The organism is Spartinivicinus poritis (assembly GCF_028858535.1).
Lineage (GTDB): Bacteria > Pseudomonadota > Gammaproteobacteria > Pseudomonadales > Zooshikellaceae > Spartinivicinus > Spartinivicinus poritis.
Genome location: NZ_JAPMOU010000045.1, coordinates 1 through 17,622, shown reverse-complemented (window position 1 = coordinate 17,622; position 17,622 = coordinate 1). Strand labels below are relative to the sequence as shown.

The 17,622-nt window shown below is 41.2% G+C and carries 14 protein-coding genes; 4 read left to right on the top strand and 10 right to left on the bottom strand.

Annotated elements, in window-relative coordinates:
• Window positions 1-17 precede the first annotated feature (17 nt).
• The 7 genes from ORQ98_RS23200 to ORQ98_RS23170 form a co-directional block, all read right to left on the bottom strand.
• Complete coding sequence (locus tag ORQ98_RS23200; RefSeq protein ID WP_274691199.1) at window positions 18-3,272, bottom strand: bifunctional diguanylate cyclase/phosphodiesterase; 3,255 nt, start codon at window positions 3,270-3,272, stop codon at window positions 18-20.
• A complete protein-coding gene (locus ORQ98_RS23195) occupies window positions 3,259-4,236 on the bottom strand; it encodes an ABC transporter substrate-binding protein (protein ID WP_274691214.1) in 978 nt (325 codons plus the stop codon). The genes ORQ98_RS23200 and ORQ98_RS23195 overlap by 14 nt, the downstream gene beginning before the upstream one ends.
• Window positions 4,237-4,442: 206 nt before the next feature.
• Complete coding sequence (locus ORQ98_RS23190; RefSeq protein WP_274691198.1) at window positions 4,443-6,230, bottom strand: bifunctional lysophospholipid acyltransferase family protein/GNAT family N-acetyltransferase; 1,788 nt, start codon at window positions 6,228-6,230, stop codon at window positions 4,443-4,445.
• A 60-nt stretch (window positions 6,231-6,290) separates the two neighbouring features.
• On the bottom strand, window positions 6,291-6,731 hold the full coding sequence (locus ORQ98_RS23185; RefSeq protein ID WP_274691197.1) for a hypothetical protein: 441 nt from the start codon (window positions 6,729-6,731) through the stop codon (window positions 6,291-6,293).
• Between the two features lie 229 nt (window positions 6,732-6,960).
• Window positions 6,961-7,401 (bottom strand): YHS domain-containing (seleno)protein, encoded by a 441-nt coding sequence (locus ORQ98_RS23180; RefSeq protein WP_274691196.1) that lies wholly within the window; start codon window positions 7,399-7,401, stop codon window positions 6,961-6,963.
• Window positions 7,402-7,644: 243 nt separating this feature from the next.
• A complete protein-coding gene (locus tag ORQ98_RS23175) occupies window positions 7,645-8,808 on the bottom strand; it encodes an ATP-grasp domain-containing protein (protein ID WP_274691195.1) in 1,164 nt (387 codons plus the stop codon).
• Entirely contained in the window at window positions 8,805-9,377 is a 573-nt protein-coding gene (locus ORQ98_RS23170) for a DedA family protein (protein WP_274691194.1), read from the bottom strand. Before ORQ98_RS23170 ends, ORQ98_RS23175 begins: the two co-directional genes overlap by 4 nt.
• 514 nt (window positions 9,378-9,891) lie before the next feature.
• On the opposite strand from ORQ98_RS23170, the gene ORQ98_RS23165 reads away from it, so the two are divergent.
• The 4 genes from ORQ98_RS23165 (at window position 9,892) to ORQ98_RS23150 (ending at window position 12,578) form a co-directional block, all read left to right on the top strand.
• Window positions 9,892-10,404, top strand: coding sequence for a DinB family protein (locus ORQ98_RS23165; RefSeq protein WP_274691193.1), 513 nt, complete (start codon window positions 9,892-9,894; stop codon window positions 10,402-10,404).
• A 5-nt stretch (window positions 10,405-10,409) separates the two neighbouring features.
• Window positions 10,410-11,207 (top strand): NRDE family protein, encoded by a 798-nt coding sequence (locus ORQ98_RS23160; protein WP_274691192.1) that lies wholly within the window; start codon window positions 10,410-10,412, stop codon window positions 11,205-11,207.
• Window positions 11,208-11,327: 120 nt separating this feature from the next.
• A complete protein-coding gene (locus ORQ98_RS23155) occupies window positions 11,328-11,927 on the top strand; it encodes a hypothetical protein (RefSeq protein WP_274691191.1) in 600 nt (199 codons plus the stop codon).
• Between the two features lie 432 nt (window positions 11,928-12,359).
• Window positions 12,360-12,578: a hypothetical protein gene (locus ORQ98_RS23150; RefSeq protein ID WP_274691190.1), complete on the top strand. Its 219-nt coding sequence runs from the start codon at window positions 12,360-12,362 to the stop codon at window positions 12,576-12,578.
• Between the two features lie 310 nt (window positions 12,579-12,888).
• Here the strand turns inward: ORQ98_RS23150 and ORQ98_RS23145 are convergent, their stop codons facing one another.
• The 3 genes from ORQ98_RS23145 to ORQ98_RS23135 form a co-directional block, all read right to left on the bottom strand.
• Window positions 12,889-13,944 carry a L,D-transpeptidase family protein gene (locus ORQ98_RS23145; protein WP_274691189.1) on the bottom strand — a complete coding sequence of 352 codons (1,056 nt, stop codon included), beginning with the start codon at window positions 13,942-13,944 and terminating at the stop codon, window positions 12,889-12,891.
• Window positions 13,945-14,349: 405 nt separating this feature from the next.
• Window positions 14,350-16,677: a methyl-accepting chemotaxis protein gene (locus ORQ98_RS23140; protein ID WP_274691188.1), complete on the bottom strand. Its 2,328-nt coding sequence runs from the start codon at window positions 16,675-16,677 to the stop codon at window positions 14,350-14,352.
• A gap of 143 nt (window positions 16,678-16,820) precedes the next feature.
• The gene (locus tag ORQ98_RS23135) at window positions 16,821-17,465 is read right to left on the bottom strand and encodes an MBL fold metallo-hydrolase (protein WP_274691187.1); all 645 of its coding nucleotides are present in this window, start codon (window positions 17,463-17,465) and stop codon (window positions 16,821-16,823) included.
• Window positions 17,466-17,622: the final 157 nt, after the last annotated feature.

Genomic DNA, 17,622 nt, shown 5'->3' with positions numbered 1-17,622 from the left:
AAGCTCATTAGAGTGGCTTACTCTTGTTCAATTGGCTTAATCTCTTTCGCACAGCGCTGCCGAAATTCTGCATAGGGCAAAGGCGGTGAAAAATAATAGCCCTGGTATAAGTCACACTGATGTTCCCTTAAAAAATCAAGCTGCCCTGATGTCTCGACCCCTTCTGCCACAATTTTGAGCTGTAAATGCCGAGCCATGGAAATAATGGTCTCCACAATGACTTGATTACTACTGTCATGCAATACCTGGTCGATAAATGACTTGTCCACCTTCAGCTCATCTAAAGGAAGCTTACGTAAATAACTTAACGAAGAATACCCCGTACCAAAATCATCGATTGAAAAACGAATCCCTAACTCTCTAAGTTTTTCCATTTTCTGTACAGTATCTTGCAAATTATCCAATACCAGCCCTTCAGTTATTTCAAACATTAAACAATGACCTGGTACCTGAGTTAACTCAAGAATATTAATCACTTCCGAAATAAAGTCAGGGTGATAAAACTGATAAGGGCTAATATTAACCGAGAAGTGTTCTACGGAGCATCCTGTAGACTCAGCTTGCCAAAAATGAACCAGCTGACACATTTGTCGAATAACCCACATACCTAATGGGTAAATAAGTCCTGTTTCTTCAGCATACGGAATGAAATCAACTGGTGAGACAATCCCTCGCTCTGGGTGCAGCCATCTCACTAATACTTCAGCACCCACCACATGCCCCTCATTAACCGACACTTGAGGCTGAAAATATAAAATTAATTGCTCCGTTTCGACCGCTTGGCGCAACTCATTATGCAACTGTAAGCGCTTATCTGCCTCTTGTTGCATATCATCTGAGAAAAACTGAATCGTATTACGCCCGGCCTCCTTCGCACGGTGGAGTGCCGCATCAGCTCGCTTCATTAAGTCAATGGGATTATCAGCAGTAAAGGGATAGGTCGCTATACCAATGCTGCCTGTAATATGAAAGTTCTCGCCTTCAATAATAAAAGGGTTATGCAGCTGTTCCAGTAAGCCAATCGCTAATTCAGTTACCTGTTGGACAGCATAATCACTGTCGGTTGAAAAACCTTCCAATAAAATGACAAATTCATCTCCTCCTTGTCTGGCGAGGGTATGATCTTCTTCCATAACTAACGTTAAACGTTCTGCCACTTGTTTTAATAGCTCATCACCAATTTGGTGGCCGCGAGAATCATTAATGGTTTTAAAGTGGTCTAAATCAACTATCAGTAAAGCCCCCACTAAACGCGTGCTTAAGGATTTTAAACACTCACTCTGTAATTGTTCATCCAAATAGCGACGATTAGGTAGCCCCGTTAAACTATCAAAAAATGCCAAGCGCTGAATTTCTGCCTCAGACTTCAAACGCTCCGTTAAATCTTCAAATGTTGATACATAATGGGTTATTTGATCATATTTATTTTTTACTGCTGTAATCGTTTCCCATTGTGGATATATTTCTCTATTTTTTCGTCGATTCCAAATTTCCCCCTCCCAATAGCCTTGCTCTGCCAGGGCTTTATTAATCGCTTGAAAAAACTGATCATCATGTTGACCAGATGATAATATATTTGGACTACAGCCAATTACCTCTTCACTGTCATAGCCAGTAATTTCAGTAAATGCATTGTTAACCCGCAAAATTTTATGCTGATGATCAGTAATCATGATCGCTTCGTGTGTTTCAAACGCAATAGCAGCCAACCGCATTTCCGATTCAGCATGGACCCGCTGGGTAATATTATGATAAGAGGCAACTGCTCCTAATTTTTTTCCTGCTGCATTAATCAGTGGATTACTACTGGCCAATACCACAATGGGTTGCTGATTATCTCCAGAAAAAACCATCTCTAAATCATTGACCTGTTCACCATGCAAAGCCCGAAATAACGGCAACTGACTTAATTCCATTGGTGTTTTTCCATCAGCCTGATACACCGGGTAATGCTCTAGCCACTTTTCTGGTGGCAGTCGTTTAAAAAGCAGGCCATAGTTATTCTGTAAGCTTTTATTAAATAATGTTAAAATGCCTTCTCGGTTACATACCGCGATTCCATCTACAATATTATCTAGAATTGTGTTAAATAATGCCTGCTCTTCCATTAGGGCAATTTCAGAGTTTTTTCGCTCAGTAATATCTTGCGCAAATACCACAAAATAATCTGGCTTACCTGATAATGCCCGAACACATTTAGTATTCACTGAGACATAAACCACCTCATCATCACTACAACACATGCGTTTGTCTAAGGTATAACTTTCCCACTCTCCTGCTAATACTTTGCGCAATAATTGACGCTCTGTTTCTCTGTCATCAGGATGGGTTAACTCAAACCAGTCCTGCTCCATCATTTGTTCTGGTTGATAATGAAGAATTTCGCATAAGCGATTATTAAATTCTTGCCAATGCATATTGGGCTTAATAATTGCCATTCCGATCAGTCCAGATTGTAAAAAATCGTCAAATCTGATTTTTCGCTCAGCTAATTCTGTCATATTCCGGCGCACTTCATGAGCCAACAAATTTAAGGTGCGCCCCAGCTTATTAAATTCTCGACTTTCATTTAATTGTACATGAACATCATAGTTGCCCTTACCCACTCGCTTTGCAGCCTCTACTAACACTTTGATCGGATGAATAACCCAATAAGATAACCCCCATAACAATGCCAGTGCTGTCAACAGCCCTGCTAACAATAACACGACAGCATGCGTCCAAAAGTTATACCAAACCTCTTGATGGAGCTGGTTTAAGTCATACTCTACATACAATACCGCTAAATGATTGGAGCGCAATTCATGGTCCCGTAACCCCAACTCAACCGGTACATACCCTTGCAGCAGCCGTTTTTTGTCATTTTTTACATAAACTGGCTTATATTGCAGTTGGACCATGGCGAACTGACTAATATCAAAGTTGGGTAATACTGATACCACTAGTTGATCTTTCCAGGCAAAACGTGTGGCATACAAAATTTCTTTACTGGGTGTTACCAGCGCTAAACTATTAAATTCAGGATAAATACCAAAATAGACTAAAAACTCTTCTGCTTCCCGCCAATCACCATCAACAAATGCTTCTGACATTTTTTGCTGCAGTAAGGTGATTTCTCGCTTAACCTGGCCTAAAACCTCTTCTTCTTTCTGATCCAGTGCCTCACGAGCATTCCACAATAAAATGCCAGTAATTAAAATACCGAATAAAACCATCACAAACAGGGGAATGAGCAAGCGTAATGATAACAATCGGGCACTAGTGAACATCATCAGTGGTCCCTAGCCATCGACTATCAATAACTTGATCAATCAGTAAAATTCTCTGACTTAACCCATGGCTTAACATAACCCTTTGTAGGGATTCAACCGTGAGTCTGACGATTGGCGGCTCACCAATCAGTAAGCGTTGATTGTCTTCCAACCCCATTATTTTTATTTTTTTATAAAGTTGCTCAATGGTACTAGTGGAAATTGTCATACGGGGTGCAATTAAATTAATGGCATGCCGTTGATTATAAGTAAGGTACTCCACCGCGTTAAAATAGCCTGCTAATAATTGCTCAATAGACTGCTGGTATTGGTCAATTACATTTTCCCGAATCACCAGTACTTGCATTATCTTGCTAGCCATTTGCGCACTATCAAACTGCACAGTAGCGCCAAGCCGCTCTAATCGAGAAAGCAATGGCTCAAAGGTTACTATTCCATCCACTAAATTGCGGTTATAAGCATTAATATGCTCATTTTGGTGAATGGGGATTAAACTAATTTCTTTAAAATCAACTCCCGCCTTCACTAATGCTTGCTCAAGCAGCCAAATACTTTCTGCATTTTGGCTGGAGCCAATGCGTCGCCCTTTTAAATCAGCTATTTGTTTAATAGACGGTTGAGTGACTAATGCATTTGCTCCATGAGAAATGGATAATACTAATACCACTTTTACTGCTAGTTCTGACTGCAGTAATTTAATCACTTCATCCAGGGAAAGAATGGCTGCTTCAATGGTTTCAGACCGTAGTGCGTTCATTACCTGGCTTTGGGAAGTTAACTCAACTAAGTGAATAGGTGCTTGATCAAAATACCCCAGTTCACGGGCAAGAAATAACGTCTCATGACCAATCTCCACCGTCGTACCTACTCGAAGGTGAGTCTGAGGCGGTTTGCAGGCTAACAAAAAAGATAAGAGTAGCAGTAGCCACAGCCACCGACTAATTACTGCTGTAATGCGGCACATGCTATGCATAGGTAACTTAATTTATAGCAATTTAATCTATAGTCACTTAATCTATTTTACTGTCTGACAGATTCCACTAATTGTAGCAGTCGCAGCTAACAGTGTATGAGGAAAGTTCAAGGGTGAATAGGCGTGGAGCCGGAAGAGAATCAGCACAAGGCCTGTCAACAGACCCTGTGAGCACAATTAGAAACTAGATTTCGATATTAGCTGACTTGGGATAAACGCTGATGATAATCATAAAACTGGCGAATGCCCGTTTTGCCCATGTATCGTTGTAAGGTTTTTTCTGGTACTGCCAGTAAATCTACAATAATCAAACCATCCAGTGCATCATTAAAATCTTTATCTACATTAAAGCAAACCAATTGGCCATTTAATTTCAGGTATTGCCTGAGTAAAACAGGAATGCCTTTATCTCCCTCAATACGGGTAATTAACTTAGATAATTGCTGAATATCGGCCAGCCCTTTTAGTAAGCCCGGTTGCCAGCAGTTTGACTTATATTTGGGTAACGGGTTAGTTGGCTTAACAAATTCCGCCATATCCTCATGTTTATGGAAAGCAGACAAACAACGAGCCATTAAATGACGAGAAAATTCTTGATAATCACTACTGATACTGACAGGGCCAAACAATGTTTTATATTGAGGGTTAGACGCTACATAGGTAGCGATACCTTTCCATAATAAAAACAGGGGAGCCAAGCTTTTTTGGTATTCAGCACAAACAAACGAACGCCCCACTTCCAAGGCCCGCCCCAGTTTACTCAAAAACCGCTGATCGAATTTGAATAAACTACGCGTATAAAGGCATGCCATCCCTTGTTTTTCTAACAATTGGTCTAACCGACCAAGCCGATATGCACCAACGATAGTCTGCTGTTCTGGAAACCAAATAAACAGATGCAAGTAGTGTTGGTCATACTCATCAAGATCAACTGACTCCCCAGTGCCCTCACCAACCGCTCGAAAAGTTAACTCACGTAACCGGCCAATTTCTGGCAAAACAGTCGGTAGCTGATCGGCTGAAGCACAATAGACTTTAAATTCCCCATTATCAATCAGTAAACAACTATCAGGCAGCGCCGCCACATTGTGTGCTAAAGCCGCTTTAGTTTGTGGCTGAGCAATCGGCTGAGGGCTATAAGTGGGCTGCTTATCCGTTTGGGTAGCACGGGCATGAGTATGGGCTAATAAATAAGTATTCATTCGCAAATACTCAGTCAGCGCCTGATCAGAATCCAGCGCAGTAACCTCTTTAAAGGGAATTTGCTGGCCAATGTGTAATTCAATGGTGCGATTTTTTTTGTTAATCATTTCGCGGACCAACAAGCCCGTGCGTAAATTAGCATTTATCATTCCTGCCGCATGAAACAGCCAACTGTTTTTGCCCGAAATATAAATCGGGGTCACAGGTGCCTGGGTTCGCCGCATAATAGTAGCCACTAAGCGGTTCCACGGCCGATCAACGACTTGCTGCTCTCTGAAGTTAAACGTAGACACCTCTCCTGCTGGGAATATCATTAACAAGCCGCCTTGACGAACCCAGTCTAAAGCCGCTTTTAACCCTTTGCGGTTACGTCGTTGGCTGTCAGCCGTGGCAAACACATCCACACCAATAAAAGCGTCTGCTAGCTCTGGGATTTGCTGCAACCAATGATTAGCCATAATCTTTACATCAGGTCGATAGCGCAGTAGCAAATGCGCTAAGATCACCCCTTCAATCGCACCAAACGGGTGGTTAGCTACTACGATCCCAGCACCTTGATAGGGGATATTCTCAATCTGTCCTTCCACCACGCTGTAATCTACCCCTAAGGCATCAAGGGTATAGCCTGCAAATGCAGCAGGGTCAGAAGATTGTAATTGCTGATGGCGACGCTGATAAAGCGTATCTAAATAACGTAGCCCTGACAGGCGCTCTAATACACCTTCAACAATTCCCAGCCGAGTCAACTTAGGTAACTGAAAAGGCGTCACTTGCTGCGTCATGATTTCTCCCCCCTGGAGAGCAACTTGCGATCAAACAGGTCGCTATCCATACAACAGTTATCAATGCTTGGCAAACAGATGGTTGCCTCCAACCCATTCCCAGATCGCAACAATAATGGCGCAAGTAAATACGATACATGCATTAATAAATAGTAAACCACCATCATTACCAATCACTTCTCCCTGGACATTAAATTCTGGCATAGATATACCTAATGGCGTAAACAGGTGAAAAAAGATCGCTCCAGACATTATTCCTGCTGCCAGCCCAGCTCCTAAAAGCCTAATGGCTGGGATAAATAACATAATCGACGCAATCAGTTCTGCGATACCCACCCCATATGCACCAAAATCTGCAAACCACTGTAAGCCTGACCATTCACCTAACACACCAAAAATATGTTGTGTCTCATAGGCATCTGAGAATTTAAAAAATAAAGATTGCACAAATATGAAAGCAATATATCCACATAGTAACCATTTGATGTAATGACGTTTCATAAAATATTCCAACTGATTGACAGTGTATTAGCAGGCTATTGGCTAAACAGTTCTCACTTGAGAGGCTGCTACTAATATGACTAGTGATTTTTTGTGACTAGTGAACCACTGTTAAGGTATAACTTAATGTGAATTAACAAATTTTAGTGTTAGCTCGAATAGCTCATCAAATATCAATGATGCTTAATATTCGAGCTAAAGCCTGTTGATGTCTGCTCGAGGGGTAGTTTTATTCGGTGAGTAGTTTAGGCCAGTTTTTATCACCTTCTACAATAAAGCCAGGGATATCTTGGAGCCACTTTTGTTGTACATTATCATCGTAGTTTAGATACAGCTTACCATCTACAATTTTCCAGTTTTTAGGGTCAGCTGAAGCACGTGCGTTTTTTGCTGCTACTGCCCATGCGCAAAATCCACCATATTGAGGAGCATATTTTTCTGGGCTTTGTTTAAACAAATCAAGATGTTCTTGACTAGCAAAAAACCAGTCGGCACCTTGATAGGTATACTTATACTGACTTTTACCTTTTACTGGTTTTCCTTGGGTGAAATAGGCCACTGTATCATAGCCACTTACCGCTTTATTACTAAAAAATCCAGTGTAAATAGCATCCCCTGCCAGAGCAGAATTAACCCATAAACTAAAAAGCACAATTAGCCATCGTTTCATGCCGTTACCTCTCTTTGCATTGATAAAACCTACTCTTCGCGAATGATTTTTAGGCTTTGTTATCGTCGTTAAGCACCAAGGATGGTGTGAATGCAGTTTATGCAGGAGCAATAAACTGTCTTCACCCCAGTCATTTAGTTTATCTAAACTCCTGGGACCTCATCACTCGATGGCCTCGCCTAAATTATCCTTCGCTGTGAGTACATACCTATCCTAAAAATAGCTCATGTCTGAAAAAAATAATTATTCAGTCGCCGGATAATTAGCTACCAGCATTTTTTCTTTTTTATAGGCTTGCCATAACGCTTTCAGGCTTGGTGTTTTAAAGCCTCGTTGCCGATTAATCGCGCCTATTTCAAACAAGGTTTTATATTGATAAAAAAGGGCTTTATAGACATCTTTTAGGCTAGCACCACGATCCCAGATATGGGTTGCCTCACTACTGGCCCCGTTTATTTCGACAATTTTAAAATCACGGCCTTGTTTAAGTAACTCAGCATCTTTAAAACGTACATCCAGTCGACCATAATAGAACTCATCAATATCCTTGGTTATTTCATCCAGCTTAGCTGTTAATTCAGGGGTGATTAACTGTTTACCATCCCGAAAAATAGAGCCACGGCTATGACTTCCAGCAAATGCTAAGCGAAAGGGTTGTCCCTTAGGTAATATTTTATCAAGGTGCTGCTGATGCCTAGCCAAATAAAGATGCGCAATTTTACTTGCACGAGGGTCTGTTTCAATTAACGTTCGTAAATTATCCGTGCCATTACCAAAAACATAAGGTGCATACTTTAAGGTAATAGAAAAAATCTGCCCTTGTTCTTCTCCTGGATAGCGGATATAAAATATGCCAGCTTCAGCTTCATAAGGAACCAACTCCTGTAAAATCAAACTGGCCTGGTTGGGAAAACCCTCTATATAATCCGCTAACTGCTGTTGGTCCCGGACAATTCGTACCCCAACCCCTCGACAGCCAATATCCGGCTTGGCAATTAACGGTAATTGCATTCCTTGACTAGCCAACATGTCAACTGCCCGAGCGGCCTGTTCTCTTGCCGTATTTTTTTTATCAGTGACAAAAGAAATAGCTGGCGCAATAAATTGTTTTGCATCCCTTTTAGCTAATTTAAATACATCACTTTTCGCCTCACCTACCATACCACCCAATGGAATGTTTGGGTTAGCAATGAGCGGTAAATTAAGCGAACGGTATCTAATCGCCAGTAGTAACCATTGCACTACGACTGGTAAATACACAAGCTGAGTAGGCCAAAATTCAAAAAATGATACCGCTTTGCCTGATAAATCCAAGGGAGGCATCCCAGGGTGCACCGGACGATTCGCAAAGGTAGGATTAACGGCTTGCTCAATGAGGGCATTTTCATAAACCGGCGCATTCGTCACGAAACTAGCTCCTTAATTATCGCTTGTTGGGATTTCCGGCGCGACCACCAAATCAATAGTAGCGCTATCGGAATCAACCCCCATTTTGCTTGTTCAAACCAGCCTTCAAATAGCTCACCAAATAAATAAAAGCCAGCAAATATCAATACGGTCCATGCCAGAGTAGCTAGTGAAATTGCCAGACAAAAGGTCGCCAATGACAATTGATATAACCCACAAGCCACATAACCGGGAAAACGTAATCCGGGCATTAAACGACAAATTAAAATTTTCACTAATAGCTGGTCAGACAGCCAACTGCCAAATTGCTTCACTCTAGGGTGGTTTGCAACATACCGTTGCGCCCATTGATAACGACGAGCTAAACGCCCTAGCCCATATAAGCCTAAATCACCACTCCAGATTCCAATAAATGCAGCTGTCATACCCCAACTGATAGGAAGATAACCATCCAATGCTAACAATGCCGCTAAAATAATTGCTACATCTTCTAGTAAATAACTGATCAGCACGAGCAAGATAGCAAGTGTCAGCGGCTGCTGAGAGATAGCTAACAATGTTTCTAGCATGGAAACAAACCTTCAAATTACCTGTGCCAACAATAGGTATTCACTTTAAAACTGTCTATGAGTAGTAACCTCAAATGACTCACTAGTTATACAGACCAAACTAATATGCAAATTATTTCACAGAGTTATGAAAGTAGTGAGTTATTATATGCAATTTTAGCTATAACCACAGGACTGCTTGGCTAGTACCCTCGTTGAAGGTGCTAAACAAAGCTAGACTAGAGTGATGCATGTACAAAATAAGGTAACTACCTATTTATGCATGAACTATTAGCCGCCCATACAAGCCCATACAAAATGTGCCATTAGTTGAAATATTTTGTCTCATTTTTAGGTCTCGGTAGTTAAGCTGGCGGGCAACACTAAGCTGATCATCACATTGATTAGACACTATGCTAATTAATGGCCTTGAGAAGCAAACACACTAAAATTTAATTTTTTAATACACATTTTGTTAATAGCAATATGTGGAGTCATCACTTTAAAGCAATATTCAACTGTCTCAAGGAGTGCTATGAAGGCAACAATTCAAGGTAGTCTTGCCGTATTAAACCAGGCATTTAGCCTAATCCAACAGTTGTCCATTGATGACTACCAGACCCCAGCAGCCCCCTTAAACAGCTCCATAGGCCAGCATATTCGTCATGTGCTTGATCATTACACCCACTTACAAAACTGGGAACCAGGCAGTGTGCTGGATTATGATCAACGTAAACGAGGTACCGAAGTAGAATCCAACCCTGCTGCAGCCTTAAACCAGATTGTTAGCCTACAAGAATGGCTAAAACGATTATTGGAGTTAGACAATCAATCCATGACCTTACGCAGCTTGGTCGTTGAGAACCCCTCTCCAGTTAGTTGTGTGACCAGCTTTCAACGAGAACTCTTATTTAGTGCCAGTCACGCCGTACACCATTACGCCTTAATCAGTGTTATTCTGAAGCTGAAAAAAATTCCTGTTGATGAAGCTTTTGGTGTAGCCCCTGCTACTTTAGAATATCAGCAACAGCAGTTGCGAAAGTTTTAAATTCAATGTGCACAATAAGTTGGCTAGTTCATAGCGACCACTACGAAGTTTTTTTTAATCGAGATGAGCAAAAAAGCCGTGCGGCGGCTCTTCCACCACAACTCATTAATCACTCCCCCACCCTTAGCTTAATGCCCATTGATCCAGTAGGAGGGGGGAGCTGGTTAGCAGCAACAGAATATGGGCAAATTATCGCGCTACTTAACCTCTATCAGGCAGATATAGGGGAAGTGTCATCAGAGCAACAAAGCCGCGGCCTGTTGGTTCATCAGTTAGCCAGCTTTACTGATTGGCAAGCCCAACAACACTGGTTAAAGCAGCTTGATTATCATTTATATCGCCCTTTTAGTTTATTTATTTTTACCCCTATCTGGCACAGCCAAAGTCAACTCAAACAACTGTTAGTTCATCAGTTCGACTGGGATAACCAAACCTTTCAACAACAGCAGCCTGAACATCCTTTTTTTAGCTCTTCTTCCGTTGCCACCCAAACCGTTTTAGCTAACCGCCTTGCTTGCTATGAAGCTCTGAGAACCTCTTCAAATACTTCGACCTCTGCTCAAAATGAGTCATGCGCTTTAACCAGTCAGGATTTATTACAACTACACCGCAGTCATCAACCCAAAGCATCAGCCTACTCCATTTGTATGCATCGAGAAGATGCCCAAACCGTTAGCTTTAGCCATATCAAAGTCAACCCACTCTATACTGAGTTTGATTATTATCCTGATTCCCCTTGCCAACCCCATGAGCCGCAACGATTCCAACTAAAGAACCAGGTTACTGATATTCCCAAAGCGTAAGGTATACAAATCACTACAAATTTATGACGATAAAGTAATCATAATTTGAAACTATGAACTATAATTAGTCAGAGTAGTGTTACTTTAGAAATGCATTTTTCTGACGTGTAAATTTAAATTATGATGGCAGCACAATTACGACAAGAGTCGACCTATAATCCAGACCTTATGTGGGATTTATCTCACTTAGCTAACAGCCAGTTAGCCAGTGATTTTTTCCTACAAATCTCACATAGCTTTTGTATTTACAGCCCAGCAAGCCACAAACTCTACAGTCATTTTAATGTTGAGTCTGTTGATGATGGTGGTCGCCTCATGATTGAGCCAACCCCCTGTGCTTATGACAACACCTATCAATTCATTACACCAAATAGTATTAAAAATACAGGTATCATTTTATATTCTGGCAAGTACTTACATCGTAATGGATATTACCTGGGTATTCCCATTCATAAAGATGAATGTTTAAAACATTTTTCGCTTACCAAAGGTATTGAGTTTCTTAATCAAACCTTTATGGAAAATACTGGTGCACCATTCCTTCCTATAATCCTGAAGGGCGATTTGCAAGCATTCAAAACTACCGCTCCATACCTACACCTGCATCGAGCAGACATTGCCAGTATGCAAGAGCTCTCAGCGCTAGACAGAGGAGATTTATTTAACACAATTTTAGACCGGTTCAGTCTTATTATTCATGCAGATAAAGCACAACATTAGTATTAGAAAATGACTACACTCGTTGTCATTTTTTAAGAAATTTTAGAGTACTTACTCAGCATAATAAAAAATAACTGCGTTCAGATCATAATTGGTCAAAATTCGACCTTAGGTATACTAATGACCGATATTTAAAACAGTGTTTCATCATCATTTTTTTTCAAAAATGCCTAAAGCTTGGCTTTTCAAACGGGGCAAATTAATTATCCTAGCGCTTCTCAAATCCTAAGCTTGAGCTTGGCGCTTAGTTGGAATTTGCGCAATGCTAATTGTCGTCCATACTGAGTTGTTGAGTGGCTTTTAACCTTGTGGTCAAAAGCTGTATGCCTAACGGGGGCGTCAGGCATGGTCGGTGCTTAGGCACCAGTCATTAATACCCAAGGATTTGATTGTATCCATTTACCTTAATTCAACGAGAATAAGGGGCATAAAATGCACACTAAAATGTTAAAGGCAGCTCTAGTTGTCACAACAATGGCCATTATGACTGGTTGTGCTTCTAGCAGTCGTGTTGATGCTATCGAAGCTAAACTTGATGACGTAAGTAATCGCTTAGATCGTGTTGAGTCAACTGCAAACAGTGCTGACGCAAAAGCTGATCAGATTTTAGAGAAGCTAGATCGTATGAATCGCTCTCACTACAGCAAGTAATCAGCACCCGTTAGTGATACTTTTAAGGCTACCAGTAGGTAGCCTTAAAGCCCTGCCAGAAACCACGCTATTATCATCTGACAGCCTTATAGGCCGAATTTCTTCTACTTCCTGTTATAAACATCAACAAGCAACATACTCATCCAGCTAAAACCTATCCAGCCTTTTTCAGATTAACCGTGGTCGTACTTTCAGGAAAACGTTCAAAAGAACTAATAGCAAAAGAAAGGCAATCTTTTTATTAAAGAGGTATAAAAAAAGAGAAAAGAAAGCACCTACAATGAGGTGCTTAAAAATAAATGACAAGCCATTAAGGATGAGGTGATGTGTGGTTTACTTTTGTGGCTGATGTCTTTAGGTCAGCAGACACTTTCACTGGCATTCCTTGCTGTTCAGTGAGAACATCTAAAATCTTTCGCTGATCAACCGTTGCCTTTTGCGCATCAATCACTTCAAACCAGCTTTCCAAGGCGCGATAGGGCGCTGCTTGATGATGCTGTTTTTTTTCAGACAGGGGCTCATGGGCTTCCACATAAAACTCACCATTTAGCTTGCCAATTTTATAAGGCTCATGGATCACCCTAACAGGCGTACCTCGGTCGACCCAGTAAAATAGCTCTTCAATATCATCAGGAAACAGTCGGATACAACCATGACTGACTCGCATCCCCACACCAAAATCCAAGTTGGTCCCATGAATGAGGTAACTACCACGAAAACCTAACCGCAAGGCAAATTTGCCTAATGGGTTATTAGGGCCTGGTGGAATGACATCAGGCAAAAACTCACCCTTCATTGCCCGTTCTTGACGAATTGACTCAGGAGGCCGCCAGGAAGGGTTAGGTTTTTTCTGAGTAATCCTGGTTTTACCTAACGGCGTTTCCCACCCCTTACGGCCAATTCCAATAGGGTAAACCATCACAACAGGATCATTGGGCGGATAATAATAAAGCCGGAGTTCTGCCAGATTAATAACAACGCCTTTACGTGGACCTGGTGGCAATATCATTTGCGTTGGTAACACGACTTCGGTTCCTTCTCCAGGAACCCAAGCGTCCACTTTTGGGTTAGCTGCTATTAACGCTAAAAAGCCCACTCCTTCTTTTAAGGCTAAATCAGCGAAGGTATCAGTATAAGCCGTTATAATAATCCGTTGATCACCTATCACATCGTCGCCATTTTCAGGCAAAGGGAAAGTGAGGCAAGCTCCAAGCTGGGGCAATAATGCCAGCCACCAAGCAATCACCGTCCGCTGCCTGGCTTTGAAGCGCCCAATGCTTTTTAACCGGCCAATCCAGACCCTGATTGGCATGATCAAGCGATTAATATGTTTCACTTGTTGACAAACAATGCTTACGCTTTGCATTGTGAAAAATCACCCTGGTTAGTTACATCAGTGAAAAGCATTCTACTGATGCCACGTCTTTTTTCCGGGCATAATTCTTCAGTTTATGAAACAGATCAAGAATAATGAAATATTTAATTGAGTGATTATGGAAAGTCCTTAGAAGCAGTTACTCTTCCGGTTTTTACGAAAGTAAGCTTCGTAGCCCATTTACATACATAAAACAACAGTTTCTCCTCCATTTAGGTCTTCTCCATTAACAGCGTTGCTTTTTTTTAATGTAGGTATATTATGGTTGTAAAAAACTTGCCAGAAAATAGGTGCTAGTGCTTGCTACACAGAAAATACCACCTGCTACAAAAATAATGCTTACCCTATGACAACATACCAGCGGCTAATTATATTGCTCATCCTGTTATAGTTATTTTACACTTTAAATTCACTAACCAACGATTCCAATCGTTTGGCTAATCGCTCCACATGTTGTCCTGTATCTAAACTACTTTGCGCGTCACTCGCTGTACTCGAAGAAATGTCATTAATACGTACAATACTGCTATTAATACCATCGGCTACCATTTGCTGCTCTTCTGCTGCCGCTGCCATTTGGGTATTCATTTCATTAATTTCTGCAACAGAATGACTAATTTCACTTAATGCTTCGCTCAACCGTTCAACCTGGTTCTTATTGCCTGCTGCTCGCTCAACTGAACGGTTCATCATTGCTACTGCTTCGCGAGAGCCTGTTTGCAGACTTTCTATCATCTGCTGAATTTCTTGGGTAGCATCTTGAGTACGCTGAGCCAAAGTTCTTACTTCATCAGCCACCACTGCAAAACCTCGCCCCTGCTCACCTGCACGCGCAGCTTCAATAGCCGCATTTAATGCCAGCAAATTAGTTTGTTCAGCAATACTACGAATCACATCCAACACTGAGCCAACTTTATCGCTATCTGCTTCTACTCGCTCCATAGTACTGGCAGTTTCTGATACCTCTTTAACCAACGCCTCAGAAGACACATTAGTTTCATTGGCAATTTGAATACCCTCTTCACTCAACTGGTTTGCCCGGTCGGTAGATTGTGCTGCAGAAGCTGCATTGGAGGCGACTGTTTGGGCAGTAGCATTCATCTCCGTTGAAGCGGTTGCCACTTGTTGTGATTCAGATTGTTGTTGCATAACCCCATCAGCGGTACTTGCACTTAAACCAGCCATTTTATTAGCCGACTGCTGTAAATCTACCACCGCATTGGTAATATGTTTTACCGTATGATTAAACTTACTCAACATACCATTAACAGCACTGGCAATTCGACCTATTTCATCTTTAACATCCAGCTTTATTTGTTTGGTTAAATCAGCATCTTGTTGAATGGATAAAATATTGTCTTCTAACTTAGTGATAGGGTAAGTAAATAATTTAGAAACCAATAAACTCAATAAATAAGCAAGTATTGAAAATACTGCTACCACACCAAAACTGACCTGAGTAATAAATACCTGCAGTTCATCAGCCTTTTCAAATGCCTCTGACTCATCAATTTCACTCATGATTGCCCAATTTAACCCCTCTATTGCTAACGGGCTATAAGCAGACAGCACTGGCACATTGCGATAGTCAGGAAAAATTTGAAAGTCTTTTTTGCCAGCAATCGCCGCTTGGGTACCTGCTGTTTTGACTGGCTGTAGCCCTATAGTGGTTCCCTTGGATAAAATAGTATCAATAACTTTACGATCGATTTTTGCAGCGACCAGCGCGGCTTCATAACCTTTTGCATCCTCAATTAAAAACCGACTCATACTCCGCATGGTATAATCAGCACCTACTAAATAGGTTTCCCCTGATTTTCCTAATCCTGTTTCCTTCCAATGTTTTTCATGGGTCATAATTAAATTAATGCGATCAATCGGCATCTGAAAAATTAACACTCCCAGTTTTTTACCTTGATCATAAATAGAAGTGGCAATAAATGAGGCTGGGTCTTCATAAGAAGGTGTATAACTGGCAAAATCCGTTAAGTGAACTTTTCGATCACTGGCATTAACTACACCTTTAAACGCTTCGCCTATACCCGAATTAGCATAAGGGCCGCTTTTAAGAGAAGTGGTATAATCTAATTCTTTAAAAACAGAATAAACAATATCACCTGTTTCTGGGTCTACCATAAAAATATCGTAATATTCAAAGCGCTGGAGAAACTCACGAATATGAGGATGATATTTAGCATGAGCAGCTGCATAACGAGTATTTCCATCGAGCTTTATCAAGCTATCCTTTTCCCCTAAGGGGTTTGGGTTTGCTTTAATAAAAGCATGTTGTAATGCTATAGAGTCATCATCTAACTGATTAAATAAACTGCCAATGTCTTTTTTTGCACCACTATTTCGGCTGGCATACTCATTATTATAATCACCATCATAATATTGCTTGAGCTCAGGTTTAAGCTTGCTAATGTCTAATTCTCCAGCCTCACTACGGTAATTGGCAAAGGCGGTTTTAAACTCTGCCATAGCATCAATAATCATTCGGTCATTAGCAAAACTAAGCACTTGATTACGAATGGTGCCAAAATACCGCTCTATCTGTTGTTTCTTTACTTCCCTAATAGAAACTAATTGTTCACGAGCCTGATACTCCAAAGCTTGGCGCGCAGACTGATAGCTTTGAAAACCTAATATAGAAGCTAACACGATGAGGGGAATTAAAGTAACACTCATGATAATGAGTGTTAATTTCATGCGAATGCTTTTCATCCTCTACTACACCTTCTACTCAATAGTGACAAAATCACTGGCTGGTGATTTTAGAATAGACGAACCCCATGAGTTTGCGAGTCCCCCCGCTGCTAGCTTATACGGGCTGTGTAGATGATGTAGTAAAGATAAAGAAGAACAGGCTAACCAAATTGTCCACTGACAAATGGATTCGTGCATTTTTCCTGACCAAACGTTGAGTTAGGGCCATGACCAGGAATAAACTCCACCTCATCACCTAGTGGAAATAACACTTGTGTTATAGAGTGGATCAGTGCTTCATGATTTCCCTGGGGAAAGTCGGTTCGTCCAATCGAGTCAGCAAAAATAACATCTCCAACAAAGGCCAGCGACGCCGGCTGATGATAAAACACCACATGCCCAGGCGTATGGCCTGGACAATGCAGCACATTAAAAAGCTGCTCCCCCACCATTACATGATCGCCTTGCTGTAGCCACTGATCAGGGGTAAATGCTTTCACCAGGGGAAAACCAAACATTTGGCTTTGCTCAGGTAAACCATCTAACCAAAATTTATCCGCAATGTGAGGACCAATAACAGGCACTTGAAAATGGCGGGCAATCTGCTGAGTAGCGCCTACATGATCCAGATGGCCATGGGTTAATAATATTTTTTCCAACGTCACGCCAGCTGTTGCAACCGCGGTAATTAATCGTTCTGCCTCACCACCCGGATCAATGAGTGCTGCTTTATTGGTTGACTCACAAATAACCAATGAACAATTTTGCTGAAAAGGCGTTACAGGATGAATTTGGTACTTTAACATGTTCAATTACACTATTGTTTTTTCTCAATCAGACTTTTGCAACTGTATTTTGTAACTGTATAAGTTGCAACTCTATAGATCAGCCCTTTCAAGGTGATTTTTTAGCCGCTTTTAAAAGCCTTGCTGTTGAAATATGGGGCTGGATTTTTATTTGTTT

Excerpts from the sequence above, each read along its gene's own strand:
- ORQ98_RS23200 (WP_274691199.1), bottom strand. The coding sequence starts at position 3,272 with ATGATGTTCACTAGTGCCCGATTGTTATCATTACGCTTGCTCATTCCC.
- ORQ98_RS23195 (WP_274691214.1), bottom strand. The coding sequence starts at position 4,236 with ATGTGCCGCATTACAGCAGTAATTAGTCGGTGGCTGTGGCTACTGCTA.
- ORQ98_RS23190 (WP_274691198.1), bottom strand. The coding sequence starts at position 6,230 with ATGACGCAGCAAGTGACGCCTTTTCAGTTACCTAAGTTGACTCGGCTG.
- ORQ98_RS23185 (WP_274691197.1), bottom strand. The coding sequence starts at position 6,731 with ATGAAACGTCATTACATCAAATGGTTACTATGTGGATATATTGCTTTC.
- ORQ98_RS23180 (WP_274691196.1), bottom strand. The coding sequence starts at position 7,401 with ATGAAACGATGGCTAATTGTGCTTTTTAGTTTATGGGTTAATTCTGCT.
- ORQ98_RS23170 (WP_274691194.1), bottom strand. The coding sequence starts at position 9,377 with ATGCTAGAAACATTGTTAGCTATCTCTCAGCAGCCGCTGACACTTGCT.
- ORQ98_RS23165 (WP_274691193.1), top strand. The coding sequence starts at position 9,892 with ATGAAGGCAACAATTCAAGGTAGTCTTGCCGTATTAAACCAGGCATTT.
- ORQ98_RS23160 (WP_274691192.1), top strand. The coding sequence starts at position 10,410 with ATGTGCACAATAAGTTGGCTAGTTCATAGCGACCACTACGAAGTTTTT.
- ORQ98_RS23155 (WP_274691191.1), top strand. The coding sequence starts at position 11,328 with ATGATGGCAGCACAATTACGACAAGAGTCGACCTATAATCCAGACCTT.
- ORQ98_RS23150 (WP_274691190.1), top strand. The coding sequence starts at position 12,360 with ATGCACACTAAAATGTTAAAGGCAGCTCTAGTTGTCACAACAATGGCC.
- ORQ98_RS23145 (WP_274691189.1), bottom strand. The coding sequence starts at position 13,944 with ATGCAAAGCGTAAGCATTGTTTGTCAACAAGTGAAACATATTAATCGC.
- ORQ98_RS23140 (WP_274691188.1), bottom strand. The coding sequence starts at position 16,677 with ATGAAAAGCATTCGCATGAAATTAACACTCATTATCATGAGTGTTACT.
- ORQ98_RS23135 (WP_274691187.1), bottom strand. The coding sequence starts at position 17,465 with ATGTTAAAGTACCAAATTCATCCTGTAACGCCTTTTCAGCAAAATTGT.